Annotated in this window: 25 protein-coding genes; 14 read left to right on the forward strand and 11 right to left on the reverse strand. The window is 72.0% G+C overall.

The window, feature by feature from the left end; all coding sequences use genetic code 11:
- Positions 1-14: 14 nt before the first annotated feature.
- The 5 genes from BM127_RS15560 to BM127_RS15580 form a co-directional block, all read right to left on the reverse strand.
- Positions 15-1,184 (reverse strand): 5-(carboxyamino)imidazole ribonucleotide synthase, encoded by a 1,170-nt coding sequence (locus tag BM127_RS15560; RefSeq protein WP_091199933.1) that lies wholly within the window; start codon positions 1,182-1,184, stop codon positions 15-17.
- Between the two features lie 30 nt (positions 1,185-1,214).
- Positions 1,215-1,532 (reverse strand): winged helix-turn-helix domain-containing protein, encoded by a 318-nt coding sequence (locus BM127_RS15565; RefSeq protein WP_091199934.1) that lies wholly within the window; start codon positions 1,530-1,532, stop codon positions 1,215-1,217.
- A gap of 106 nt (positions 1,533-1,638) precedes the next feature.
- Positions 1,639-2,658 (reverse strand): adenylate/guanylate cyclase domain-containing protein, encoded by a 1,020-nt coding sequence (locus BM127_RS15570; RefSeq protein WP_091200157.1) that lies wholly within the window; start codon positions 2,656-2,658, stop codon positions 1,639-1,641.
- Positions 2,648-3,151, reverse strand: a complete 504-nt coding sequence (locus BM127_RS15575) for a PH domain-containing protein (protein ID WP_091199935.1) — start codon at positions 3,149-3,151, stop codon at positions 2,648-2,650. Before BM127_RS15575 ends, BM127_RS15570 begins: the two co-directional genes overlap by 11 nt.
- Before the next feature lie 38 nt (positions 3,152-3,189).
- Positions 3,190-3,990, reverse strand: a complete 801-nt coding sequence (locus BM127_RS15580) for a biotin--[acetyl-CoA-carboxylase] ligase (RefSeq protein ID WP_091199936.1) — start codon at positions 3,988-3,990, stop codon at positions 3,190-3,192.
- Positions 3,991-4,045: 55 nt separating this feature from the next.
- Here BM127_RS15580 and BM127_RS15585 point away from each other — a divergent pair, with 55 nt between their 5' ends.
- Positions 4,046-5,665, forward strand: coding sequence for an acyl-CoA carboxylase subunit beta (locus BM127_RS15585; RefSeq protein WP_231263218.1), 1,620 nt, complete (start codon positions 4,046-4,048; stop codon positions 5,663-5,665).
- Complete coding sequence (locus BM127_RS15590; protein WP_091199938.1) at positions 5,665-5,883, forward strand: acyl-CoA carboxylase subunit epsilon; 219 nt, start codon at positions 5,665-5,667, stop codon at positions 5,881-5,883. The genes BM127_RS15585 and BM127_RS15590 overlap by 1 nt, the downstream gene beginning before the upstream one ends.
- 242 nt (positions 5,884-6,125) lie before the next feature.
- Here BM127_RS15590 and BM127_RS22345 read toward each other — a convergent pair whose 3' ends face one another.
- Positions 6,126-6,293 (reverse strand): hypothetical protein, encoded by a 168-nt coding sequence (locus BM127_RS22345; RefSeq protein WP_157829532.1) that lies wholly within the window; start codon positions 6,291-6,293, stop codon positions 6,126-6,128.
- Positions 6,294-6,296: 3 nt separating this feature from the next.
- On the opposite strand from BM127_RS22345, the gene BM127_RS21920 reads away from it, so the two are divergent.
- Genes BM127_RS21920 through BM127_RS15615 form a run of 5 tightly spaced genes read left to right on the forward strand, consistent with a single transcriptional unit; the run spans position 6,297 to position 10,283 of the window.
- Entirely contained in the window at positions 6,297-6,881 is a 585-nt protein-coding gene (locus BM127_RS21920) for a hypothetical protein (RefSeq protein ID WP_139227754.1), read from the forward strand.
- Positions 6,878-8,566 (forward strand): DUF885 domain-containing protein, encoded by a 1,689-nt coding sequence (locus BM127_RS15600; RefSeq protein WP_231263217.1) that lies wholly within the window; start codon positions 6,878-6,880, stop codon positions 8,564-8,566. The genes BM127_RS21920 and BM127_RS15600 overlap by 4 nt, the downstream gene beginning before the upstream one ends.
- Positions 8,563-9,162 (forward strand): Maf family protein, encoded by a 600-nt coding sequence (locus tag BM127_RS15605; protein ID WP_091199941.1) that lies wholly within the window; start codon positions 8,563-8,565, stop codon positions 9,160-9,162. Before BM127_RS15600 ends, BM127_RS15605 begins: the two co-directional genes overlap by 4 nt.
- Before the next feature lie 42 nt (positions 9,163-9,204).
- On the forward strand, positions 9,205-9,822 hold the full coding sequence (locus BM127_RS15610; protein WP_091199942.1) for a CDP-alcohol phosphatidyltransferase family protein: 618 nt from the start codon (positions 9,205-9,207) through the stop codon (positions 9,820-9,822).
- On the forward strand, positions 9,822-10,283 hold the full coding sequence (locus tag BM127_RS15615; protein WP_091199943.1) for a YqaA family protein: 462 nt from the start codon (positions 9,822-9,824) through the stop codon (positions 10,281-10,283). The genes BM127_RS15610 and BM127_RS15615 overlap by 1 nt, the downstream gene beginning before the upstream one ends.
- Before the next feature lie 3 nt (positions 10,284-10,286).
- Here BM127_RS15615 and BM127_RS15620 read toward each other — a convergent pair whose 3' ends face one another.
- The 4 genes from BM127_RS15620 to BM127_RS15635 all read right to left on the reverse strand — a co-directional run bounded on the left by BM127_RS15620 (position 10,287) and on the right by BM127_RS15635 (position 14,438).
- Positions 10,287-11,501, reverse strand: a complete 1,215-nt coding sequence (locus tag BM127_RS15620; protein WP_091199944.1) for an ABC transporter permease — start codon at positions 11,499-11,501, stop codon at positions 10,287-10,289.
- Positions 11,498-12,379: an ABC transporter ATP-binding protein gene (locus BM127_RS15625; RefSeq protein WP_091199945.1), complete on the reverse strand. Its 882-nt coding sequence runs from the start codon at positions 12,377-12,379 to the stop codon at positions 11,498-11,500. Before BM127_RS15625 ends, BM127_RS15620 begins: the two co-directional genes overlap by 4 nt.
- Positions 12,380-12,444: 65 nt before the next feature.
- Positions 12,445-13,113, reverse strand: a complete 669-nt coding sequence (locus BM127_RS15630) for a response regulator (protein WP_091199946.1) — start codon at positions 13,111-13,113, stop codon at positions 12,445-12,447.
- Positions 13,110-14,438 carry a sensor histidine kinase gene (locus BM127_RS15635; RefSeq protein ID WP_091199947.1) on the reverse strand — a complete coding sequence of 443 codons (1,329 nt, stop codon included), beginning with the start codon at positions 14,436-14,438 and terminating at the stop codon, positions 13,110-13,112. The genes BM127_RS15630 and BM127_RS15635 overlap by 4 nt, the downstream gene beginning before the upstream one ends.
- 129 nt (positions 14,439-14,567) lie before the next feature.
- On the opposite strand from BM127_RS15635, the gene BM127_RS15640 reads away from it, so the two are divergent.
- Together BM127_RS15640 and BM127_RS15645 are read left to right on the forward strand one after the other, a co-directional pair.
- Positions 14,568-15,896, forward strand: a complete 1,329-nt coding sequence (locus BM127_RS15640) for a 13E12 repeat family protein (RefSeq protein ID WP_091199948.1) — start codon at positions 14,568-14,570, stop codon at positions 15,894-15,896.
- Positions 15,897-15,925: 29 nt separating this feature from the next.
- Positions 15,926-16,261 carry a YnfA family protein gene (locus tag BM127_RS15645; RefSeq protein WP_091199949.1) on the forward strand — a complete coding sequence of 112 codons (336 nt, stop codon included), beginning with the start codon at positions 15,926-15,928 and terminating at the stop codon, positions 16,259-16,261.
- Between the two features lie 7 nt (positions 16,262-16,268).
- Here BM127_RS15645 and BM127_RS15650 read toward each other — a convergent pair whose 3' ends face one another.
- Entirely contained in the window at positions 16,269-17,465 is a 1,197-nt protein-coding gene (locus BM127_RS15650; RefSeq protein ID WP_091200159.1) for an acyl-CoA dehydrogenase family protein, read from the reverse strand.
- Positions 17,466-17,603: 138 nt separating this feature from the next.
- Between BM127_RS15650 and BM127_RS15655 the strand changes: the two genes are divergently transcribed.
- The 5 genes from BM127_RS15655 (at position 17,604) to BM127_RS15675 (ending at position 25,644) form a co-directional block, all read left to right on the forward strand.
- Positions 17,604-18,632, forward strand: a complete 1,029-nt coding sequence (locus BM127_RS15655; RefSeq protein WP_198554234.1) for an iron ABC transporter substrate-binding protein — start codon at positions 17,604-17,606, stop codon at positions 18,630-18,632.
- Between the two features lie 80 nt (positions 18,633-18,712).
- Positions 18,713-20,182 (forward strand): ABC transporter permease, encoded by a 1,470-nt coding sequence (locus tag BM127_RS15660; protein WP_198554235.1) that lies wholly within the window; start codon positions 18,713-18,715, stop codon positions 20,180-20,182.
- Positions 20,179-21,240: an ABC transporter ATP-binding protein gene (locus tag BM127_RS15665; protein ID WP_091199950.1), complete on the forward strand. Its 1,062-nt coding sequence runs from the start codon at positions 20,179-20,181 to the stop codon at positions 21,238-21,240. Before BM127_RS15660 ends, BM127_RS15665 begins: the two co-directional genes overlap by 4 nt.
- Positions 21,237-23,786, forward strand: a complete 2,550-nt coding sequence (locus tag BM127_RS15670) for an AMP-binding protein (protein ID WP_231263216.1) — start codon at positions 21,237-21,239, stop codon at positions 23,784-23,786. The genes BM127_RS15665 and BM127_RS15670 overlap by 4 nt, the downstream gene beginning before the upstream one ends.
- A gap of 70 nt (positions 23,787-23,856) precedes the next feature.
- Positions 23,857-25,644, forward strand: a complete 1,788-nt coding sequence (locus BM127_RS15675) for an acetyl/propionyl/methylcrotonyl-CoA carboxylase subunit alpha (protein ID WP_217642326.1) — start codon at positions 23,857-23,859, stop codon at positions 25,642-25,644.
- The last annotated feature ends 44 nt before the right edge of the window (positions 25,645-25,688 follow it).

Raw genomic sequence — 25,688 nt, forward strand, 5'->3', positions numbered from 1 at the left:
ACTCACGCTCGCCTTCATTCGCTTTCGTTGCCGAGGTCGCCGCGGAACCAGGCGGCGGCGTGCCGGGCGCGCTCGAGGCAGTCCTCGAGGTCGTCGCCGTAGGCGTTGACGTGGCCGACCTTCCGGCCGGGGCGGAGGTCCTTGCCGTAGAAGTGCACCCGGAGGTGCGGGTCGCGGGCCATCGCGTGCGGCAGCCCGTCGTAGAGCCGGCCGCTGTCGGTGGGTCCGCCGAGGATGTTGACCATCACGGTCCAGCGCGCACGCGGGGCCGGCGAACCCAGCGGGAGGTCCATGACGGCACGCAGATGATTCTCGAACTGGGACGTCACGGCTCCGTCCTGGGTCCAGTGGCCGGTGTTGTGGGGGCGCATCGCCAGCTCGTTGACCAGGATCCGGCCGTCGGTCGTCTCGAAGAGCTCGACGGCGAGGATGCCCGTGACGTCGAGCGCACCGGCGACGCGCAGGGCGATCTCCTGCGCCTGACCGGCGAGGGCGGGCAGGAGGTCCGGAGCGGGGGCGATCACCTCGTGGCAGATGCCGTCGAGCTGGGTGGACGCGACGATCGGGTAGGCGGCGGCCTGGCCGCTGGGGGCGCGGGCGACGAGTGCGGAGAGCTCGCGGCGGAAGTCGACGAGCTCCTCCGCCAACACCTCCACACCGGCGGCGGTCGCGGCGTCGAAGGCGACCTGCGCCTCGGCGAGGGCACGCACCACCCAGACCCCCTTGCCGTCGTAGCCGCCGCGGGTGGTCTTGAGCACGCACGGCAGGCCGAACTCCTCGACGTCGGCGAGCGTCGTGACGACCGCATTGCGCGGGCACGGCACGTCGAGCTCGGCGAGCCGGCGACGCATGACCGCCTTGTCCTGCGCGTGCACGAGGGCGTCCGGCCCGGGACGTACGGCGATCCCGTCCGCCTCGAGGGCGTGCAGGTGTGACGTCGGCACGTGCTCGTGGTCGAAGGTGACCACCGCGGCGCCCTCGGTCACCCGGCGCAGGGTCGGCAGGTGGGTGTAGTCACCGACGACCTGGTCGGGGATCACCTGGGCGGCCGAGACACCCTCGGCCTCGGCGAGCAGCCGCAGCGGCAGGCCCAGGGCGATCGCGGGCTGGGCCATCATCCGGGCCAGCTGGCCACCCCCGATGACGGCGAGCGTGGGAGCGCGGTGCTGACCGGTCGAGGACACGCCCGGAGCCTATAGAAGGTGGCGGCAGGCTCAGCTGGCGACCGTGTCGGCGGCGGTCTCGAAGCGCAGTCCGCGCCCCCGGTGGGTGGTGATGAGGGTGGGGTGGCGCGGGTCGTCGTCGAGCTTGCGTCGCAGCCAGCCGAGGTGCACGTCGATGGTCTTGGAGTTGGTGTAGAACGACGTCTGCCACACGTCTGCCATCAGCTCGCCGCGCGTGACGATGTCACCGGGACGCGCCATCAGCGCACGCAGGAGCTGGAACTCCTTGCGCGAGAGCCTGATCTCGCGCTCGCCTCGCCACACCTGTCCGGTGAGGGGGTCGAGTCGTACGTCCTGCACAGCCAACACGCGCTGAAACTAGGGACGCGGCGCGCCTCAGGTGGTCCTTATGGGGGAATTGTGGCCGACTGGTCTGGTCCACCCGTCGCGACGGCCAGGTCCCTCCGGACGCCCGTCAGTGCCGGCGCACGGCCACGGGCTCGACCAGCCCGAAGCCGCGGACCGGGCGGGCGGGGAGCCGCCGGTGCTCCCACTCGGAGTCCGGCAGGAGGTCTGCGGTGTTCTGGTCGACGATGAGCCGGTTGCGGCGCGCGACCTGGGTCAGGCGGGCGGCCATGTTGACCGGCGGGCCGAAGATGTCACCGAGGCGCTGGACCACCGGACCGCTCGCCAGTCCCAGGCGTACGTCGGGCATCTTGGCGTCGCGACCGATGACGTTGATGATCCCCTCCGCGACGGCCACGCCGTCCTCGGCGGTGGTGGTCACGAAGAGGACCGAGTCGCCGAGGCTCTTGATGATCCGGCCGCCGTAGCGCGCCACGACGTCCTGGCAGCGGCTCTCGAAGACCTCGACGAGGTCGCCGATCTCGTCGCGGTCGAGGGTGTTGGACAAGGCGGTGAAGGACACCAGGTCCGCGAAGCCGACCGTGACGTCGATGGTGTGCAGGTCCTCGTCCTTGGCGCCCATCGCCTCGATGCGGCCGACGGCCGCGGCCAGGTGGCGACGCCAGGAGTAGATCAGCAGGCGCTCGAACGGCGGGTTGACCTCGTGGATCAGGCGCAGGGCCGACCCGATGCGCGAGCCGGTGGCCTCCTCGCCGCGCTCCATCTCCTCCACCCGGCTGACCAGCGTGGAGACCTCCCAGTCCGCGAGCCGCGCCATGGTCTGGCCCACGCCGCGGGTGAGGTTCACGGCCATGTCGAAGTCGACGGCGCCCGCGTCGACGAAGCTCATCAAGGTGGCGACGGCCTCGACGTCGGCCTTGGTGTAGGCCTTCTCGCCGACGAACTCCGGGAAGCCGAGGGCGCGCCACAACCGACGGGTCTCCTCGATCGTCACGCCGGTCTCGGCGGCGACCTCGAGCGCGCTGAACTCCGGCGCGCTCCTCAGGATGGCGTCGTAGAGCTGCTCCCCCGTCGGTCGGTCCGGGGGCGGGTCGGAGGACCCACCCCGCGGCGTCCGGTCAGGAGCCATCGTCCCTGCGGTCGCCACCGGACAACCGGTGGAGCTCGTCGGCGACCAGCAGCTGGATCTGCTCGACCCGCGGGATGTCGTGGAGCAGGACGCTGCCGTCGGTGCTGGCGTCGGAGACGACGAGCGTGCCGCAGCCGAAGATCCGGTCGATCACGCCGATCTCGAAGTCGACGCCGCTGATCCGGTTCAGCGGGATCGTGCGGCCCTCCTTGGAGATGAAGCCGGAGCGCTTGATGAAGCGGCGGTTCGTGAACGTGTAGGTCGTGGTGAGCCACAGCACGACAGGGCGCAGCACCCACCACAGCGCGACCAGCACCGCCACCGCACCGGTGATGGCGCCGACGACCGTGGAGTCGGTGACCCGGCTCAGGGCGATGACAGCAGCCACGAGGAGCACGAACACCAACGCAGGCCCGATGAGCGCCTTGGGATGGGTCCGGGTGGAGACGACGACGCGCTCGCCCTCGTTGAGGAGGTTGCTCGGGAAGGCCACGCGCCGATCATGTCACTAGGCAGCCCGCGCCGCGACGATCAGGCAGGGCGCACGTGCACCACGTCGCCGGCCGCCACGGTGAACGCGCCGTCGTCGGTGCCGACGACGAGCGCCCCGGTCGCGTCGATGTCGAGTGCCTCGCCACGACGTACGTCGCCTCCCGGCAGGTGCACGTCGACGGTGCGCCCGAGCGTGACGCACACGTCGGCGTACGCCCGACGCAGGGCCGCGGTGTCGTCGAGCAGGCCCTGGAGGCCGTGCAACGAGCCGAGGACCTGTCCGAGGAGTCCGGTGCGCTCGACGGGCTCACCGGTCTCGAGCGCGACCGAGGTGGCCAGCGCGATCGGCAGCTCGTCGAGGGTCTGGTCGACGTTGATGCCCACCCCGACCACGGCCATCGGACCGCTGGCGGTGTCGATCCGCTCGACCAGGATCCCGGCGACCTTGCGTCCCGCGCCCAGGTCTCCGCCGTCGACCAGGACGTCGTTGGGCCACTTCAGCGCGATGTCGGGGAGCCGGTCGGCGAGCGCGGCCTGGACGGCGTACCCGGTCAGGAGCGGCAGCCACGACCACGACTCGGGCGGCACGTCGGGGCGCAGCAGCACCGAGAACGTCAGCGACGACCGCGCCGGCGTCTCCCACACCCGGTCCAGCCGGCCGCGGCCGTCGGTCTGGTGCTCGGTGACCAGCACGAGGCCCGGATCCTCCCCGGCGCGGGCCCGGGCGGCGACGGCAGCATTGGTCGACGGGGTCGCCTCCTCCACCTCGATGCGCCACCCCACGGGCGCACCGAGCCGGGCGGGGTCGATGGGTGGGCGCGATGCCGACGAGTCACTCATGGCACTAGATTGCCGGACGGAACCAGACGGATCTAGGCGACCAGGAGACCATCGCGTGAGTGCACAGCCGGGTGAGGGCACCGACGTCCCCGCAGACATCGACATCCACACGACCGCAGGCAAGCTCGCCGACCTCGAGCGCCGCCTCGACGAGGCCGTCCACGCCGGCTCGGCGAAGGCGATCGAGAAGCAGCACGCCAAGGGCCGCGGGACCGCGCGCGAGCGCATCGAGATGCTCTTCGACGAGGGCACGTTCGTCGAGCTCGACGAGCTCGCCCGGCACCGCTCCACCGCGTTCGGGCTGGAGAAGACCCGCCCCTACGGCGACGGCGTGGTCACCGGCTACGGCGAGGTCAACGGCCGCATGGTCTGCGTCTTCAGCCAGGACTTCACCGTCTTCGGCGGGTCGCTGGGCGAGGTCTACGGCGAGAAGATCACCAAGGTCATGGACCTCGCGATGAAGACCGGCTGCCCGATCGTCGGCATCAACGAGGGGGCCGGCGCCCGCATCCAGGAAGGCGTCGTCTCACTGGGTCTGTACGGCGAGATCTTCCGCCGCAACGTGCACGCGTCGGGCGTCATCCCCCAGATCAGCCTGATCATGGGCAACTGCGCCGGCGGGCACGTCTACTCCCCCGCGGTCACCGACTTCACGATCATGGTCGACCAGACCTCGGCGATGTTCATCACCGGACCCGACGTGATCAAGACCGTCACCGGCGAGGACGTCACGATGGAGGACCTCGGCGGCGCACGCACCCACAACACCAAGTCCGGCAACGCCCACTACCTGGCCTCCGACGAGGAGGACGCCATCGAGTACCTCAAGGCGATGCTGTCCTACCTCCCGCAGAACAACCTCGATCCGGCGCCGGAGCTGGACGAGGTGCCGGACATGGAGGTCACCGACGGCGACCGGGCGCTCGACGTGCTGATCCCCGACGGCGCCAACCAGCCCTACGACATGCACGACGTCATCACCGCGGTGCTCGATGACGAGGAGTTCCTCGAGGTCCAGGAGCTCTTCGCGCCCAACATCCTCGTCGGCTTCGGCCGCGTCGAGGGCCGCCCGGTCGGCATCGTGGCCAACCAGCCCATGCAGTTCGCCGGCTGCCTCGACATCGACGCCTCCGAGAAGGCCGCCCGGTTCGTACGGTTCTGCGACGCGTTCAACATCCCCGTCCTGACCTTTGTCGACGTCCCGGGGTTCCTGCCAGGCACCGACCAGGAGTGGCAGGGCATCATCCGCCGCGGCGCGAAGCTGATCTACGCCTACGCCGAGGCCACCGTCCCGCTCATCACCGTCATCACCCGCAAGGCCTACGGCGGTGCCTACGACGTGATGGGCTCCAAGCACCTCGGCGCCGACATCAACGTCGCCTGGCCCACCGCCCAGATCGCCGTCATGGGCGCCCAGGGCGCGGCCAACATCGTGCACCGCAAGACCCTCAAGGCCGTCGAGGACGAGGGCGGCGACGTCGAGGCCAAGCGGGCCGAGCTCATCGACGAGTACGAGACCACCCTCGCCAACCCCTACATCGCCGCCGAGCGCGGCTACGTCGACGCCGTCATCGCGCCCCACGAGACCCGCATCGAGATCATCCGCTCCCTGCGACTCCTGCGCTCCAAGCGCGAGACCCTCCCGCCCAAGAAGCACGGGAACATCCCCCTCTGATGGCCGACGAGGAGAACGTCCCGCTCCTGCGGATCGTCAACACCGACGCCACCCCCGAGGAGATCGCCGCCCTGGTCGCGGTCTTCTCGGCCCTGGGCTCGGCCACGCAGGACGCACCCGAGCGACCCCGCCCCGCCTGGAACGACCCGGCCCGCGGCGTACGTCCGTCGCACCGCAGCGGTGCCGGCGCCTGGCGCGCCAGCGGCCTGCCGCGCTGATCCACGTACCTGCCTCCGACAGTGGAGCCCCCGGACGTACCTAGCGTCCTCAGGCTCCACTGTCGCCGCCCGTCATCCACAGATCGGCCGGTGCGGGTCGTGCAGGCCATGGCCGCGGGTGATCCTCGGAGGATGCCGAAACGTGCCACGAGCGACCTCGACACCGTCGCCCTCGCCCGTCTGCTGCGAGAGCAGGACGGCGGCGTCGATCGGCGCCAGCTCGTCGCTGCCCCCTCGGCGCGTCAGCCACAGACGTACGACGCCTGCTCTGCCGCGGCGAGCTCGTCCCGGTCCACCCCGGGGTCTACGTCAACCACTCCGGCCGCCCCACCCGCGCGCAGCGCCAGTGGGCTGCGGTGCTCGCCTGCGCGCCGGCTGCGCTGCACCGGGAGTCGGCGCTGGACGCGCACGGGATGACGCGGGATGCGATCGCCCTGCTGTCGGACGCGGTGCACCAGGGACTCACCACGCCGACCCGCCTCCTGGAGGTGATCGCACGGCTGCCGCGACTGCCCCGCCGGGCGATGCTGGCCGAGGTGCTCGCCGACGTGTCGGCAGGCACCCGATCGGTCCTCGAGCAGCGCTACCTCCGCGACGTCGAGCGCGCACACGGACTGCCCGAGGGCGAGCGCCAGCTCCGCCAGGGCACGGCCAGCGGCACCGTGTGGCGCGACATCCGCTACGCCGCCCAACGGGCCCTGCTCGAGCTCGACGGCGCCTTCGGCCACCGTGACGCGGTCGACCGGTGGGCGGACCTCCAGCGCGACCTCGACTCTGCTCTCGACGACCACCTCACACTGCGAGCCGGATGGGCACAGGTCCTCGAGCCGTGCCGGCTGGCCCACGTGGTGGCGACGGTGCTCCGTCGGCGCGGCTGGACCGGGCAGCCGCCATCCTGCGGCGCGGGATGCACGGTCGACAGTGGAGTCCCCGGACGGACCTGGCGTCGCCGGGCTCCACTGTCGCCCCAGCCGCGGCGACTAGGGTCGGCTTCGTGACCGAACGCCGCATCGATGCTCTCTGCAACGCCTACGTCGACGACTTCTGCGCCCTCGACCCGCTGACCGCCACCTCGATCGGGGTGGCCGGCCACGAGCACGAGATGACCGACTACTCCCCCGCCGGCTTCGACGCGCGCGAGGCGCTGGCGCGGGAGGCCGTCGCGGCCGTCGAGGCGGCCACGCCGGTCGACGACCGCGAGGCGGCGGCCAGGGACGCCTTCCTGGAGCGGACGCGCCTCGAGATCGAGCTCGAGGAGGCCGGGGTCAACCGGTCGCGGATGTCGGTGCTGTGGAGCCCGCTGCACGAGATCCGGGGCGTCTTCGACCTGATGCCGACCGAGGGCGAGGCGGCCGTCGCGGCGATCGCGGCCCGGCTCGCCGCCGTACCGTCCGCACTCGAGGGGCTGCGCGTCACGCTCTCCGACGAGGCCCGCAAGGGCCACGTCGTCGCGGCACGGCAGTACGCCGAGGTGGCCGAGCAGGTGCGCCGCTGGACGGGGCAGACCGGCGAGGCCGGCGACTTCTACCTCGGTCTGGTGGACCGGCTCGACGGCGGCGACCCCACCCACCTGCGGGCCCTCGCCGGCGCGGCGAGCGCCGCCACCGCGTCGTTCGGGCTCTTCCTCTGCGACGAGCTCGAGCCGCAGGGCAAGGACAAGGAAGGCGTCGGCCGTGAGGTGTACGCCCTCGCCAGCCGCTACTTCCTCGGCGCCGAGGTCGACCTCGACGAGACCTACGCCTGGGGCTGGACAGAGCTGCAGCGGCTCTCCGACCTGATGCACGCCACCGCCGACCGGATCCTGCCCGGCGCCGACGTCGACGGCGCGGTCGCCCACCTCGACGCCGACCCCGCCCGCGTGGTGCACGGCCGCGAGGCCTTCCGCGACTGGATGCAGGCGCTCGCCGACCGGACCCTCGCCGAGATGGCCGACGTCCACTTCGACATCCCCGAGCCGATCCGTCGCATCGAGTGCATGCTCGCGCCGACCAACGACGGGGGCATCTACTACACCGGCCCGTCCGAGGACTTCGAGCGCCCCGGCCGCATGTGGTGGTCGGTGCCCGACGGCATCGAGGCCTTCCACCCGTGGCGCGAGGTCACGACCGTCTTCCACGAGGGTGTCCCCGGCCACCACCTCCAGGTCGCGCAGACCGCCTACCGCAGCGACACCCTCAACCGCTGGCAGCGGCTGATGTGCTGGTGCAGCGGCCACGGCGAGGGCTGGGCGCTCTATGCCGAGCGGCTGATGGAGGAGCTCGGCTTCCTCGACGACCCCGCCGACCTGCTCGGCATGCTCGACGGCCAGTCGCTGCGCGCCACCCGCGTCATCGTCGACATCGGCATGCACCTCGAGCTGGAGATACCCGCCGACAACCGGCTCGGCGCCGGCGGCACCGCGTTCCACCCCGGCGAGACGTGGACGCCCGAGCTGGGCCTGGAGTTCATGCGGCTGCACTGCCGGATGGACGACGAGTTCATCCAGTTCGAGGTCAAGCGCTACCTCGGCCTCCCCGGCCAGGCACCGTCCTACAAGGTCGGCGAACGCATCTGGCTCGACGCCCGCGCCAGCGTCCAGGAGCGGCAGGGCGACGACTTCGACCTCAAGGCCTTCCACCGCGACGCGCTCGACCTGGGCTCGCTCGGCCTCGACCCGCTCCGCGCGGCACTGGAGCGCCTGTGAGGACACCGCTCGTCCTCGCGTCGGCCTCACCCGCACGTCGTACGACGCTGCGCGCGGCCGGGCTGGACCCGATCGTCATCGTGAGCGGGGTCGACGAGTCCCAGCTGGTCGACCTGCCGCCGGCGGAGCTGGCGCTGCAGCTGGCCGAGCTCAAGTGCGCGGCCGTCGCCGGCCGGGACGACGTACCTCCCGACGCGCTCGTCCTCGGCTGCGACTCCGTGCTCGAGCTCGGTGGCGAAGCCCTGGGCAAGCCCACCGACGCGGAGAACGCCCGGGCCCGCTGGCGGGCGATGCGCGGGCGGTCCGGCGTGCTCCACACCGGCCACTGCCTGCGCGAGGCGGCCAGCGGCCGGGTGGCCGCGGCGACCGGCTCCACCACCGTCCACTTCGCCGAGGTGAGTGACGACGAGATCGACGCCTACGTCGCCACCGGCGAGCCGCTCCACGTGGCGGGAGCCTTCACGATCGACGGGATCGGAGGGGCGTTCATCTCCGGGATCGAGGGCGACCACCACAACGTGGTGGGCGTGAGCATGCCCCTGCTGCGCGAGCTCGTCCTCGAACTCGGGCACGGGTGGCCGGATCTGTGGGCGTGACCCGATAGCATCCCGAGCGTGGGGAGCGGGGAGCCTGGCACGGTGAAGGCAGAGCCCGTTGCCGACCCCGACAACCGGTACGGCATCCGCGAGGAGCGGCTGCTGACCGGTGCGACCGTGATCACGGCCGTCCGCACCGTCGCCTCCGTCGTGCTGGCCGCCATGGCTGCGCACCAGGAGGACCTGACGCTGCTCGTCGTCGCGCTGGTGGTCTACTGGGTCGGCGACATGCTCGACGGGTTCTACGCCCGGGTGCGCGACTGCGAGACCCGCATCGGCGCGGTGCTCGACATCATGTGCGACCGCTTCAACGCCGCCGCCTTCTACATCGGCCTCGCGTGGCTCCAGCCCGACCTCTCCCCGGCGATCTTCGTCTACCTCGCCGAGTTCATGGTGGTCGACTGCTTCCTGTCGATCGCCTTCCTGGCCTGGCCGGTGCGCAGCCCCAACTACTTCTTCGTCATCGACCGCCCGATCTGGCTGTGGAACTGGTCCAAGCCGGCCAAGGCCATTAACAGCGCGCTCTTCGCCGTGCTGCTGCTGGCCACCGGCTGGATGTGGGTCGGGCTGGCCATCGCCTCGGCACTGCTGGTGCTCAAGTGCGTGTCCCTGCACCGACTGGTGCGGATCGGGCTGCCGGTGCCGGAGGCGTCCTCCTGATGTTGTTCTGGAGCGTGTTCGGCGCCTCGATCGCGTCTGCCCTGATCCCGCTCATCAACATCGAGGCCATCCTCGCCGTCTCCATCAGCCAGGCACCGTCGGCGACCTGGGGCCTGGTCATCGCCGCGACGATCGGCCAGATGCTCGGCAAGATCCTCTGGTACTGGGGCGGCATGCACGTCGACCGCGCCCCCTGGGTCAGCCGCCACCTGCAGAAGCCCAAGGCCAAGGCCTCGCTCGACCGGTGGCACGAGCGCGCCGAGGGACGGCCTTGGTTCACCGCCGGGCTGCTCTTCGTGTCCGCGAGCATCGGCTTCCCGCCGTACGCCGTCACAGCCGTGCTGGCCGGCATCCTGCGGGTGCCCTTCTGGGTCTTCTTCGTCACCGGGCTGCTGGGCCGCGGCCTGCGGTTCTGGGCGGTGGTGGGCGGGACCTCGTCGGTCATGCACCTGTTCCAGTAGCGGCTACTCCGCGGCCGACCAGGCCTGGCGCAGGCTGACCCGACCGCCGGTCTGCAGGAGCGCGCGACGGTAGAGCCGCTCCCCCACCCAGACCGTGACGACCGCGAAGCCGGCCAGCAGCCCCAGCGCGAGCAGCGGCTCCCACCACTCGACGCCGCCCGCGAGGATCCGCTTGGGCATCACGACCGCGGAGACCGGCGGGATGTAGGACGCGATGACCTGGCTGCGCCCGTCGAGCGAGAGACCGCCGAAGAACATCGCGAGCATCAGCATGGTCAGCGGGGTCGACGTCGCCTGCAGGTCCTCGGTCCGCGAGGCCAGCGAGCCGGCCACCGCCCAGAGGCAGGCGAGCGCGATGAAGCCGGCCAGGAAGAACCCGATGAACCACGCGGTGGGTCCGGTGAGCGCTGGGACGTAGGACTTGTAGGACGTGAACGACAGGCCGATCAGCCCGACGACGAGGTAGATCAGCAGCTGGATCACCGCCAGGGCGGTGTTGCCGAGGACCTTGCCGGCGAGCAGGTGTCGCAACGGGATCGCCGCGGCGATGATCTCGACGATCCGGCTCTGCTTCTCCTCGATGACCGACGAGGCCAGCTGCATGCCGAAGATCAGTGCCGCGAAGTAGAAGAGGAACACGAAGACGAAACCGACCGCCTCAGCGACCGCCGCCCTCTCCGCGTCGCCGCGCAGGAAGGCCGTCGTGACGGCACTCCCCGCCTCGAGCTCCTCGACCGTCGTGCCTGCTCCGGAGGCGTTCTCGGCCAGCACCTGCTGGCGTACGACCGCCTCGACGACGCTCGTCAGCGACTCCTGCTCACTGGACTCGGAGGTCAGCTCCCACCCGCCGTCGACCGGGTGCAGCCAGGCGTCGACCTCGTCCTCCGTCAGCGCGGTCTCGGCGGCCTCGGCGTCGTCGAGCTCCACGACGGTGACCTGCACCTTGTCGTCGACCTCGGGCGCGGCCTCCTGCACGACGGTGGCCATCGCGACGGCGTCCGGCGTGGCGCCGAGGGTGACCTCGTCGGTCCGCTCGTCCTGCCAGGCGGTGAACCCGATGAAGCCGACGAGCATCACCACCATCAGCAGGGTGCCGATCAGGAAGGACTTGTCGGTGATCCGCGAGACGACCTCGCGGCGGGTCACCAGGAGCCACGCGGGCTCGGCGGTGCCGGTGCTCCTGTCAGGGCTGTGGTCGGGGCTCTGGTCGGTGCTCATGCGGTGGCCTCCCGATAGATCTCGCTCAGCGCCGGGCGGACCCGGACGAACTCGTGGACGTCGCCGCGGCTCGTGGCCTCGGCGATCAGCTGCTGCTCGGCACCGGTCCGGCGGACCTCGACCAGGGCGGTGGTGCCGTCCAGGTCGAGGACCTCGAGCCCGCTGTGGTCGCGGACCCAACCGGCATCGCCGCCGAGCACGAGCCGGAAGCGCGGCACCCCCGCGTCGCGCAGCTCCGACACCGTCCCGGCGGCGACCCGGCGTCCGTGGGCCAGCACGACCAGTCGGTCGCACAGGCGCTCGACCAGGTCGAGCTGGTGGCTGGAGAAGAGCACCGGGATGTCGTCGCGGGTGTATTCGCGCAGGAGGTCCGCCATCGAGTCGACGGCCAGCGGGTCGAGGCCCGAGAACGGCTCGTCGAGGATGAGCGCGGCCGGCTTGGGCAGCACCGACGCGATGATCTGCACCCGCTGCTGGTTGCCCAGGGACAGCTTCTCGAGGTGGTCCTTGCCGCGGTCCCCGAGGCCGAAGCGCTCGAGCAGCTCCTGCACCTGGCTGCGCGCCTCGACACGCCCCATGCCCTTGAGCTGGGCGACGTAGACGAGCTGGTCGATGATCGGCTGCTTGGGGTAGAGCCCGCGCTCCTCCGGCATGTAGCCGAACGTGCGGCGGTCGAGGCGGGTGATCGGCGCACCGCGCCACCTCACCTCGCCCTCGTTGATCCCCAGCACCCCCATGACCATCCGCATGGTCGTGGTCTTGCCCGCGCCGTTGGCGCCGACGAAACCGGTCATCTGACCGGCCGGCACCTCGAACGACACACGGTCCACGGCGGTGGCGTCGCCGAACCGCCTGGTCAGCTCCCGGATCTCCAACATGCCACCGACGCTAGGCCCCGGCGTACGACAGCGGATCCCCCGCGCGACGGAACCTGGGACTGCGCTCAGTCCTCCGTGGGGAGGATGAGCCCGGCCTCGTAGGCATAGATCACGGCCTGCACCCGGTCGCGCAGGTGCAGCTTGCCCAGCACGTTGGACACGTGGGTCTTGACCGTTGCCTCGCCCAGGACCAGCTCTGCGGCGATCTCGCTGTTGGACAGCCCGCGCCCCAGCAGCACCAGCACCTCGCGCTCACGGACGGTGAGGTGGGCCAGCGCCGCCGGCTCGGGACGGTCGGGGGCCGCGTGCTCCGCGGCCATCTTGCCGATGACACGGCGGGTCACCTCGGGGGCGAGCAGCGCGTGGCCGCGCCCGGCAGCGCGTACGGCGTCGAGGAGCTGCTCCGGGCCGGCGTTCTTCAGCAGGAAGCCGCTGGCGCCCGCCTCGAGCGCGTCGAAGAGGTAGTCGTCGCGGTCGAAGGTGGTCACGATGACGACGTGTCCGAGGTCCTCGGCCACGAGGTGGCGCGTCGCCTCGATGCCGTCCATGCGGGGCATCTGGACGTCCATCAGCACCACGTCGGGCCGGGTGGCACGGGCCTGCTCGATGGCCTGCAGGCCGTCCGCGGCCTCGCCGACCACCTCGATGTCGTCCTCGACCGACAGCACCATCGCGAAGCCGGAGCGCACCATGGCGTGGTCGTCGACGAGGAGGACCCGCAACCGCTCGCTCACGTGCCTGCTCCCAGGGGGTAGCGCACCCGCACCCGGTAGCCCCCGGTCACCCGCGGACCGATGTCGACCTGGCCGTCGTGCGTCGCCGCGCGCTCGCGGATCCCGAGCTGGCCCAGCCCGCTGCCGGACGTGCCGTGGCGTGGCCGGCCGTTGTCGACGACCTCCACCTCGGCGTACGCCGTCGGGTGCGACTCGTCGACGCGCACCACTACGGACACGGTGTCGGCGGTGGAGTGCCGGCGCACGTTGGTGAGCGCCTCCTGGACCGTGCGGTAGACCGCGAGGCCGATGCCCCGTGGGAGCCGTTCGGCCGCGTCGGCCTGTGACTCGACCACGTCGAGGCTGACGGTGAGGCCCTGCCCGCTCACCTCGGCGACGAGGCCCGGGAGGTCGCAGACCCCAGCGTCCGTCGTACGCCCCTGCTGGGGTGCATGGGTCTCGCCCTCACGCAGCGTGCCGAGCAGGCGGCGCATCTGGGTGACCGCGTCGCGGGAGGCGTCCTCGACGTTCGACAGGGCCGTACGCGCGGCATCGGGATCGCGGTCGAGCACCCGTCGTGCCGCGCCGGCCTGGATCCCCATCGCGGAGACGCCGTGGGCGACGACGTCGTGGAGCTCGCGGGCGATGCGGAGCCGCTCGTCGACGACGGCCTGCGCGCGGAGCCGGCCGGCCTGCGCGGCGATCGTGGTCGCCTGCGCCTGGAGGCGGTCGCGCTGCCGGGCGGCGCGCCACGAGACACCGCCCCCGATGATGGCGCCGCCGAAGTAGATCGCGTTGACCACGAGGGTGATCCCGACGGCCGCGGGGATCGGTGGGAACAGGCCGACCTGGTCGGTGCCCTGGTCCTCGTCGATCCACTCCTGGGCGGCGGAGCCGACGGCGAACTGCCAGCCGATCCAGGCGAACATGAAGAGGACGATCGTGCCGACCACGACCACCATGGCGCGTCGGTCGCGCGCCCACGCGACGCCCGAGAGCAGCGCGACGAAGTAGACGATCTGCAGGGACATCTGCCCCATCACCTGCGGCATCGTCACGCCCGCCACGAACATGTGCAGCGCAGCCAGGACCGCCACGGTGAGCGGCCACCGGCGGCGGCCCAGCAGCAGCGCAGCGCCACTCGACACGGCCAGCCACTGCGTCCACAGCGGCACCTCGGTGTGCTCGAAGCCGCCGGCGCTCCGCACCAGCTCGAGGGCCAGCAGCCCGATGGCCTCGACGCTCACTGCGAGCACCACGTCCTGGCGCCCGATCACCGGCCGCGGGCGCTCCCACGTGTCGTCCACGCCGAACCACTCGAGGACGCGCTGGCTCGGGCTGGGCATGGGGCGAGGGTAGATCGCCCAGCGGCTCGGCGGATCCGTCGGGAGGGGGAGATCGAGCCGCGATTCGGGGCTCCCGGGCTCTCCACAGGTCTGCCGGTCACTGTCGGACCCTCCTGCTTGTGTGGATCCATGGCCCCCACTCCGCCCCCTCTCACCGCAGCCGCGATCGCGGCGATGCGGCACGAGGTGCGGGCGTCCCTGGACGGCCGGAGCGGGCTCGACGACGCCGGCCGGATCGACGCGATCCGCGCGCTGGAGCAGCTCGCGTGCACGGTGAGTGCCGCGCAGGCCGCCCTCGCCGCAGAGCTCGCCGACTCGGTCGAGGCCGACCACGAGTCGCTGGGCATCCCCGCCGAGAGGCGCGGTCGCGGCGTCGCCTCCAGCATCGCGCTCGCCCGACGCGAGTCACCGCACCGGGGCCAGCGTCATCTCGGGTTGGCGCGCATCGTGCGGCGCGAGCTGCCCCGCACGTGGGCGGCCTGGCGGGCCGGTCGCATCACGGAGTGGCGGGCCACCCTCATGGCCCGGGAGACCGCGTGCCTCACTCTGGAGGACCGCCTCGCCGTCGATGAATTCGTCGCCGCCGATCAAGAGGCGTTCGAGGCCATGAGTGACCGCCAGGTGATCGCCGCCGCGATGGCCGAGGGTGCGCGGCTCGACGCCGAGGCTCACGTCTCGCGACGCCGCAAGGCCGAGTCCGAGCGACGTGTCTCGATGCGACCCGCTCCCGACACGATGGTGTGGCTCACGGCGCTGCTGCCGGTGGCGGACGGTGTCTCTGCCTATGCCGCACTGCTCCGCGACGCCGACAGCGCGCGGGCTCACGGCGACCAGCGGTCCCGGGGTCAGGTGATGGCTGACGAGCTGGTGCGCCGGGTGACGGGCGGCGCCGGCGAGGTGAGCACCGAGCCTGCGGACCGGCCCGTCGCCCTCAACCTCGTCATGCCGCACGACGCACTCCTCGGGAGCAGCGACGACCCGGCCCACCTCGACGGCTTCGGCCTGATCCCCGCCGAGCTCGCCCGCGAGCTGGTGGCCGGAGCGGTGGACGCCGGCGACGAGCTGTGGCTGCGCCGGCTCTACGCCTCGCCGACCTCCGGCGAGCTCGTCGCCATGGACAGTCGGGCGCGCCTCTTCCGCGGTGGGCTGAGACTCTTCATCCGCCTGCGCGACCAGGTCTGCCGCACCCCGTGGTGCAACGCCCCCATCCGCCACGCCGATCACGTCGTCGACGCCGCAGCGGACGGTCCCACCTCAGGCGTCAACGCGGAAGGACTGTGCGAGGCCCGCAACTACGCCAAACGGGCTCCACGCTGGCGGGCCAGACCTGGGCCGGACGGCACCGTGATCACCACGACCCCGACCGGCCACCAGCACCGCAGCCGGGCACCAGCGCTCGCGAGCTTCACTCGCCGAGACGTCCCCCGACTGACCGTCGACTACGTCCTGGCGACCTGAGTCCGCTTCCCGATGCCAGACTCGACCCCATGACCGTCGCCAAGTCGCTCGCGCTCTTCGCCCTCGCTGCGCTTGCGGAGATCGGCGGCGCGTGGCTGGTGTGGCAGGGCGTGCGCGAGCACCGCGGCTGGCTCTGGATCGGCGGGGGCTTCATCGCCCTCGGCCTCTACGGACTGGTCGCCACGCTCCAGCCGGACGCCAACTTCGGGCGGATCCTCGCGGCCTACGGCGGCGTCTTCGTCGCCGGTTCGCTGGCGTGGGGCATGGTCGTCGACGGCTTCCGTCCCGACCGCTACGACGTCGCCGGCGCCCTGGTCTGCCTGGTCGGCGTCGCGGTCATCATGTACGCCCCGCGCACTGCCTAGGCAGGACTCACTCGACCGGCAGGCCGAGCCCCCGGGCGATGAGCATCCGCTGGACCTCGGAGGTGCCCTCGCCGATCTCGAGGACCTTGGCGTCACGGTAGAACCGGACGACCGGGTACTCCTCCATGAAGCCGTAGCCGCCGAAGACCTGCGTGGCGATCCGCGTCGCGGTGACGGCCGACTCGGTGGCGTAGAGCTTGGCGACCGCGGCGGCCTGCTTGAAGGCGCCCATGGACACCGACGAGCCGGCGTCCATGGCGTCCTTCATCGCGGCGGCCTTGTAGGTCAGCAGGCGCGAGGCGTCGAGCATCACCTGCAGGTCGGAGACCTGGAAGGCGACACCCTGCTTGCGACCGATGGGGCCGCCGAAGGTCTGCCGCTCGCCGGCGTACTGCAGCGACATGTCGAGGCACGCCTGGATGCAGCCGACCGCGAGCGCGGCGATCGCGACGCGGCCGTCGTCGAGGGTGGCGAGGAACTGGGCGTAGCCGCGGCCGCGCTCACCGAGCAGGTGGGCCTCGGGGACGCGTGCGTCGACGAAGGAGAGCGGGTGGGTGTCGGACGCGTGCCAGCCGAGCTTGTCGTACGCCTTCTCGGCCGTGAAGCCGGCCGTACCCGAGGGCACGATGATGGTCGAGATCTCCGGGCGCCCGTCGGGACGCTCACCGGTGCGCGCCGTCACGGTGACCAGCGAGGTGATCGAGGATCCCGAGTTGGTGATGAACTGCTTGGCGCCGTTGACGACCCACTCGCCGTCGTCGAGGACCGCCTTGGTCTTGGTCGCACCGGCGTCGGAGCCGGCGCCCGGCTCGGTGAGGCCGAAGCCGGCGACCTTGTCACCGGCGACGAGGTCGGGCAGCCACGACTGCTTCTGCTCCTCGGTGCCGTAGGTGAGGATCGGGTTGATGCCGAGGCCCACTGCGGCCTCGAGCGTGATGCCCATCGACTGGTCGACGCGGCCGATCTCCTCGATGGCCAGGCACAGCGACGTGAAGCCACCGTCCTCCCCCGCCATCCCGGCACCGCCGAACTCCTCCGGCGCGGTGAGGCCCATCAGCCCGAGCGCTCCCATCTTCTGGACCACGTCGGTCGGGAAGTGGTGATCGCGGTCCCACTGCGCGGCGTGCGGCGCGATCTCGGCCTCGGCGAAGTCGCGGACGCTGCGGCGGAACTGCTCGTGCTCGGGGGACAGCTCGAAGGTCATGCTCAGCATGCTAACGCCAGAGGTTAGCGATCGCTAACCCCCAGGATCGGTGTGACGGACGCGATTCCCCACCCACTGTCGTACGGGGTTAGATTAGGCGAGCCTAAGCAAAGTTCTCGCCCGACGAAGGACACCCCCGTGACGACGTCCCCCCGCCGCGCCGCCTCGCGCCTCAGCGTGACCCTGGCCGCGACCCTGCTGACCGCCTCGACCCTGTCGGGCTGCGGCCTCCTCGGCTCGCCCGACCTGGTCATCTACAACGCGCAGCACGAGCAGCTGCTCGACGAGATCATCCCGCTGTTCGAGGAGGAGTCCGGTCTCGACGTCGAGCTGCGCAGCGGCAAGGACCTCGAGATGGCCAACCAGATCGTCGAGGAGGGCGACGACTCACCCGCCGACGTGTTCCTCACCGAGAACTCCCCGGCCATGAGCATCGTCGACAACGCCGGCCTCTTCGCCGAGCTCCCCGAGGCCGCGACGGCGACCATCCCGGAGCAGTACGTCCCCGCGGACCGCACCTGGACCGGCTTCCTGGCCCGCTCGACCGTCGCGATGTACAACACCGACACCATGACCGAGGCCGACATGCCTGCCTCGATCCTCGACTTCGCGGACCCCGAGTGGGAGGGCCGGGTGGCCTTCTCCCCCACCGGCGCCGACTTCCAGGCGATCGTGTCCGCCGTCCTCGAGCTCGAGGGCGAGGAGGCCACTGCTGCGTGGCTCGAGGGCCTCGAGGCCAACGGCGTCATCGTGCAGAACAACCTCGTCGTCATGCAGTCGGTGGACTCCGGCGAGGTCGACGCCGGCATCGCCTACCACTACTACTGGTACCGCGACCGCCAGGAGAACGGCACCGACTCGGACAGCTCCGAGCTCCACTTCTTCGGCGACCAGGACCCGGGTGCGTTCCTCAGCATCTCCGGCGCCGGCATCCTCGCCAGCAGCGAGAAGAAGGACGCCGCGGAGGAGTTCGTCACCTGGTTGACCGGCACCGACGCGCAGCAGGCGATGGCGGAGTCGTACGCCCTGGAGTACCCGCTCAACCCCGACGCCAGCCTCAACCCCGACGTCAAGCCGTTCGACGAGCTCGAGCCGCCGGAGGTCGACGTGTCGAGCCTCAACGGGCCGCAGGTCACCGACCTGATGACCGCGGCAGGCCTGCTCTGACCACGCTCTCCTCGACCACCGGGCGACGTACGCCGCTCCTGCTGCTCGCGGCGGGGACGGCTGTCGCCCTCCTGGCGCTGGTGCCGTTGGCCTACGTGGCGACCTATGTCGTGCTGATCGGGCCGAGCGAGCTCTGGCAGCTCCTGGCCCGCCCGCGGATCGTCGAGCTGCTGCGCAACACGATCACCCTCGCCGTCGCGTGCATGGCTGCCACGGCGGTCCTCGGCGTCGCGCTCGGCCTGCTGGTGGAGCGCACCGACCTGCCCGGCCGACGGCTCTGGCACGGCCTCCTCGTCGCACCCCTCGCGGTGCCCGCCTTCGTCAACGGCTACGCGTGGGTCTCCCTGGACCGCAGCGTCCACGGGTTCGCCGGCGCCTTCGTGGTGGTGACGCTGTCCTACTACCCGCTCGTCTACCTCCCTGTCGTCGCGATGCTCCGTCGCCTCGACCCCGCCCTCGAGGAGTCGGCCTGGTCGCTGGGCCACTCCCGCGCCCGCACCTTCCGCACCGTGGTGCTGCCCCAGCTGCGTCCCGCCCTGCTCGGCGGCGCCCTGCTGGTCGGGCTGCACCTGCTGGCCGAGTTCGGCGCGCTGTCGCTGCTGCGCTTCCCGACCTTCACGACCGCCATCTACGACCAGTACGGCTCGACCTTCAACGGGGCCGCGGCGACGGCGATGGCCGGTGTACTGGTCCTGCTGTGCCTCGTCCTGCTCATGGGCGAGCTCCGACTCCGCGGTGACCGCCGCTACGCCCGCATCGGGCGCGGCGCGGCCCGGGGTGCGACGCCGCTGGCCCTCGGTCGCTGGCGCTGGCCGCTGCTCGGCGCGGTCGGCGCGGTCGTGGCGCTCGCCGTCGGCGTGCCCGCCTTCTCGCTCCTCCGCTGGCTGGTGGCCGGCACCTCGACCGAGTTCCCCCTGGCCGAGCTCGGCGCCGCCCTCGGCTCGACGGTCGTGCTGGCGCTGACCGGCGCCGTCGTCACCACGCTGGCCGCGGTGCCGGTGGTGTGGCTCGCCGTCCGCCACCGCGGCTGGGCCTCGACGGTCATCGAGCGCAGCACCTACGTCGCCAACGCGCTGCCCGGCATCGTCGTCGGCCTCGCGCTGGTGGTCGCCTCGCTCCGCCTGGTGCCGGTGGTCTACCAGACCGCCGGCCTGCTCGTCGCGGCGTACGCCATCCTCTTCCTGCCCCGCGCGGTCGTGACGGTGCGGGCCGGGCTGGAGCAGGCGCCCGTCGTGCTCGACGACGTCGCCCACAGCCTCGGCAGCGGACCGCTGGAGACCGCCCGACGCGTCACCCTGCCGCTGATCGCACCCAGCCTGGGCGCGGGCGCTGCCCTGGTCTTCCTCGCGATCTCGACCGAGCTGACCGCCACCTTGATGCTCTCCCCGATCGGCACCCGCACGCTGGCCACCGAGTTCTGGTCGGCGTCGTCGGAGCTGCGCTACGGCGCCGCAGCCCCCTATGCGCTGCTGCTGGTGCTGGTGTCGATCCCCGCCACGGTCCTGCTGATGCGCATGGACACGCCTGCCGCCGAGAGGCTTCCTGCATGAGTAGCCTGACCCTCACCGGCGTGACGAAGTCCTTCGCCGACACCCGCGCGGTCGACGACGTCACGCTCCACGTCCCGCACGGATCGTTCACGACCGTGCTCGGCCCGTCGGGGTGCGGCAAGACCACCCTGCTGCGCCTGATCGCAGGCTTCCTCGTCCCCGAGTCCGGCAGCATCGCCTTCGGCGACCACGTCGTGTGCGGCGACGGCGTACGACCGGTGCCGCCGCAGACCCGCCGGGTCGGCTACGTCCCGCAGGAGGGCGCGCTCTTCCCGCACCTCGACGTGGCCGCCAACATCGCCTTCGGCCTGCCCCGCGAGGCGCGCGGCACCCAGTCCGGTGACCGTGTCGCGGAGATGCTCGACCTCGTCGAGCTGCCCGCCGACTTCCGCAGCCGTCGCCCCGACGAGCTCTCCGGCGGGCAGCAGCAGCGCGTCGCACTGGCGCGCTCGCTGGCACCCCAGCCCGCCGTCGTCCTGCTCGACGAGCCGTTCTCCTCCCTCGACGCGGGCCTGCGCGGCAGCACCGCCCGTGCCGTACGCCGTGCGCTCGAGGTCACCCACACCACCGCCGTGCTGGTCACCCACGACCAGAACGAGGCACTCTCCCTGGCCGACCAGGTCGCCGTCATGCGCGGCGGCCGACTCGTCCAGTCGGCGACGCCGAGCGAGGTCTACCTCTCGCCCAGCGACCCGCAGGTCGCGGCGTTCGTCGGCCGCGCCGTGGTGCTCCCGGGCATCGCCACCGCGGCCCACGCCACGTGCGCGCTGGGCCAGGTCGTGCTGACCGAGCCCTCCGACGGTCCCGTCTCGCTGATGATCCGCCCCGAGCAGGTCTACGTCGACCTGGCGCACCCCGAAGGCGAGAGGGCTGGTGTCCGCGGCACCGTGGAGGAGGTCAGCTACTACGGCCACGACTGTGCCGTGCAGGTCCGCCTCGCCGACGGCACCGCCGTCCTCTCCCGGATGTCCGGCGTGCTGCACCCGGCGGCCGGCGACACCGTCCACCTCCGCGTGACCGGGCTCGTCCGGGCCTACCGACCGGCGGAGGCGCCGTGACCGTCACCTCCCCCCAGCCCGCCCTCCTCCGTGGCACGACACCGGTCCTGGCGCACGCGCACTTCGGCGATGCGCCGGCGCTGGTGGCCGACGGCCGGGTCCTGACCCACGCCGGTCTCGCCCGCCTCGTCGCCGATCGTGCCCGCACGTGGGGTCCCGCACGCCGACTCGTCCTGGTCGAGGGCGCCAACGACGTCGACTCGCTCGTCGCCTACCTCGCCGCCCTGCAGCACGGCCACGTCGCGCTCGTCGTCCCTGACGGCCGCGAGGCGCAGCGCGACGCCCTCGTCGCCGCGTACGACCCGGACGTCGTCTGCACGGCCGGGGCGCGCGACGACGTACGCCGCCCGGCGAGCGCGCACGCGCTCCACCCCGACCTGGCCCTGCTGCTCAGCACCTCCGGCACGACCGGGTCCCCCAAGCTGGTGCGGCTCTCGCGCGACAACGTCGCCAGCAACGCAGCCGCCATCGCCGACTACCTCGCGCTCACCCCCGCCGACCGCGCGATCACCGCGCTGCCGCTGCACTACTGCTACGGCCTGTCGGTGCTGCACTCCCACCTCGTCGCCGGCGCGAGCGTCGTGCTGACCGGGCTGAGCGTCGTCGACGAGTGCTTCTGGGACCTCGCGGCCAGCACCGGTGCCACCAGCCTCGCGGGGGTGCCGCACAACTTCGACCTTTTGGCCGGCAGCAGCTTCGAGGCCCGTGACCTGCCCAGCCTGCGGCAGGTGACCCAGGCCGGCGGGCGCCTCGAGCCCGACGCCGTACGCCGCTGGAGCCGGTTCGGTCGCACCCGCGGGTGGGACCTCGTCGTCATGTACGGCGCCACCGAGGCGACCGCGCGGATGGCCTGGCTCCCCCCGGACCTCGCGGAGGACCACCCCGCTGCGATCGGCGTCGCCGTGCCGGGCGGCCACCTCCACCTGGACGAGGCCGTGGACGACCGCCCGGGCGTCGGCGAGCTCGTCTACACCGGCCCCAACGTGATGCTCGGCTACGCCACCTCTCCCGCCGACCTGGCCCGGGGCCGCGAGACCACCGAGCTCCGCACCGGCGACCTGGCCCGCTGCACCGACGGGCTCTTCGAGGTCGTCGGGCGGCGCAGCCGCTACGGCAAGGTCTTCGGGCTCCGGATCGACCTCGAGGCAGTGGAGCGCGAGCTCCGGGACGCGGTCGACCGCCACGCCCGCGTCGTGGCCACCGACCGCGCCGTCCACGTCTTCGTCGCGAGCGGCCGCGGCACCGCGTCCGCCACGGCGCTGGTTGCCGGCCGGTGCGGCGTGCCCGCCCATGCCGTCCGGGTGCACGTCCTTCCCGAGGTGCCGCTGACGAGCACGGGCAAGGCCGACTACGCCGCCCTCGGCGAGCTGGCGGCCCTCGCCGAGACGTCCGATGTGCCGCCCCGGGCCACGACGTTGCGGGCCGACTACGTCCGGGTCCTCGGCCGGCCGGACGCTGGGGACGGCCACTCCTTCGTCGACCTCGGCGGCGACTCCCTGTCCTACGTCGAGCTCGCGACCCGGCTCGCCGACCGGTTCCCGCGCGGCCTGCCGGCCGGCTGGCACACGCGCAGCATCGCCGAGCTGGAGCGCCTGGCCGCCGCGGACGCGGCGAGCGCGACCGCCACCGGGGCCGTGCGGCCGAGGTGGGCGCGGGTCGACACGACGGTCACGCTGCGGGCGCTCGCCATCCTGTTCGTGGTCGCCAGTCACGTCGACCTGATCGGCCTCGAGGGCGGCGCCCACCTGCTGCTCGCCCTCGCGGGCTTCAACTTCGCCCGCTTCCAGCTCTCCGCGCCCGGCGACGCGCGCGCCCGTCTGCGCCAGGGGATGTCCGGCCTGGCCCAGCTGATGGTGCCCTCGGTGCTGTGGGTCGGCGCGGTGGCGCTCCTGCTCGGCAGCTACGACCTCACCACGGCCCTGTTCGTGCGGGAGCTGGTCAACAGCTCCGAGTGGGACGACCAGTGGCAGCTGTGGTTCATCCAGTCCCTCGTCTGGATCACCGCCGGCGCCCTCGCGCTCACCTGCCTGCCGGTGCTGCACCGGCTCGAGCGACGCGACCCCTTCCGCTTCGCCCTCGCCGTGCTCGCCGTGGCGACCGTCGCGCGCTTCGCCGAGGTCGGCCTGCGTGCCGGGCACACCCAGCGCTACACCACGCTCGTGGTCGCCTTCTTCTTCGTCCTCGGCTGGGCCGCCGCGCGGGCGTCGACCACCCGTCAGCGGGTGCTCGTGTCGACCCTGGCCGCCGCACTGACCATCGGCTTCTTCGGCGAGCCGCACCGCGAGGCCATCGTGCTGGGCGGCTTCCTGCTGATGCTGTGGCTGCCCCACGTGAGCCTTCCGCCGCTGCTGGCTCGAGCCGCGGGCGTGCTCGCCGGGGCGAGCCTGTTCATCTACCTCACCCACTGGCAGGTCTACCCGTCGCTCGAGGACGCGGGCCACCCGTGGCTCGCGCTCGCCGCCTCGCTCGCGGTCGGCATCGCCTACGGACGCGTCGTACGTCCGCTGCATCAGGCTGTCGGCCGGGCCGTGATCGGCTCGCGGTAACCTGCCCAGCGGTAGGCCCCCTCGGCCACCGGTTGCCGCCCAGTCCAGTGTCACCGCCAGGAGTTCTCGCGTGAGCTTGAAGAAGGTCCTCATCGCCAACCGCGGCGAGATCGCCGTCCGTGTCATCCGCGCCTGCAAGGACGCCGGCATCGGGTCCGTGGCGGTCTACGCCGACCCCGACCGGGACGCCCTCTTCGTCCGGCTCGCCGACGAGGCCCACGCCCTCGGCGGTGCGACCCCGGCGGAGTCGTACCTCGACATCGCCAAGATCATCAAGATCGCCGCCGACACTGGCTCTGACTCTGTTCACCCCGGCTACGGGTTCCTCGCCGAGAACGCCGACTTCGCCCAGGCCGTGATCGACGCCGGGCTGATCTGGATCGGCCCCCCGCCCGCCGCGATCGAGGCGCTGGGCGACAAGGCCAAGGCCAAGCACATCGCCGACCGCGCCAACGCCCCCCTCGCGCCCGGCACCAAGGACCCCGTCAAGGACGCCGACGAGGTCGTCGCGTTCGCCGAGGCCAACGGCCTCCCCGTCGCGATCAAGGCCGTCTTCGGCGGCGGCGGGCGCGGCCTCAAGGTCGCCCGCACCCTCGAGGAGATCCCCGACGCCTACGAGTCCGCGGTGCGTGAGGCCATCTCCGCGTTCGGTCGCGGCGAGTGCCTGGTCGAGAAGTTCCTCGACAAGCCCCGCCACGTCGAGACCCAGTGCCTGGCCGACCAGCACGGCAACGTCGTCGTCGTCTCCACGCGCGACTGCTCCCTGCAGCGCCGCAACCAGAAGCTCGTCGAGGAAGCACCCGCGCCGTTCCTCACCGACGAGCAGGTCAGCGAGCTCTACGAGTCGTCCAAGCGCATCCTGACCGAGGCCGGCTACTACGGCGCCGGGACGTGCGAGTTCCTCGTCGCCCAGGACGGCACCATCTCCTTCCTCGAGGTCAACACCCGCCTCCAGGTCGAGCACTGCGTCTCCGAGGAGGTCACCGGCATCGACCTCGTGCGCGAGATGTTCCGCATCGCCGCCGGCGAGGAGCTCGGCTACGGCGACCCCGAGATCCGCGGCCACTCCATCGAGTTCCGCATCAACGCCGAGGACGGCGGGCGCAACTTCATGCCCGCCCCCGGCACCCTGTCGGCCTGGTCACCGCCGTCCGGCCCCGGCGTACGACTGGATGGCGGGTACGAGAACGGCGAGACCATCCCCGGCTCGTTCGACTCCCTCATCGCCAAGCTCATCGTCACCGGCACCACCCGCACCCAGGCCCTCGAGCGCTCACGTCGCGCGCTCGACGAGTTCGTCGTCGACGGCATGCCCACCGTCATCCCGTTCCACCGCGCCGTCGTGCGCGACCCCGCGTACGTCGGCGCCTCCACGCCCACGGGTGAGGGCGAGTTCACCGTCTACACGCAGTGGATCGAGACCGAGTTCGACAACCAGATCGAGCCCTATGCGGGTGAGCCGGCCGACGCCGGCGAGCCGGCCGAGCGGCAGAAGGTCACCGTCGAGGTCGGCGGCCGTCGCCTCGAGGTCGTCCTCCCCGCCGGTCTCGGCGGGCTGTCCGGGTCAGGGGGAGCCGGCTCAGGCGGCGGTGGCGCGAAGAAGGTCAAGCGGTCCGCCAAGAAGGCCGGCACCGCGGCCTCGGGCGACGCCGTCACCTCACCCATGCAGGGCACCATCGTCAAGGTCGCCGTCGACGAGGGCCAGGAAGTCGCCGAGGGCGACGTCATCGTCGTCCTGGAGGCCATGAAGATGGAACAGCCCCTCAAGGCCCACAGGTCCGGCACCGTCACGGGCCTCCAGGCCGAGGTCGGCGCCACCGTCACCAACGGCGCCGTGATCTGCGAGATCAAGGACTGACCCCTGCGGTCCGCCGGCCCACCCACTGTCAAGCGCTCGAAATG

The organism is Nocardioides alpinus, from assembly GCF_900112035.1.
GTDB classification, from domain to species: domain Bacteria; phylum Actinomycetota; class Actinomycetes; order Propionibacteriales; family Nocardioidaceae; genus Nocardioides; species Nocardioides alpinus.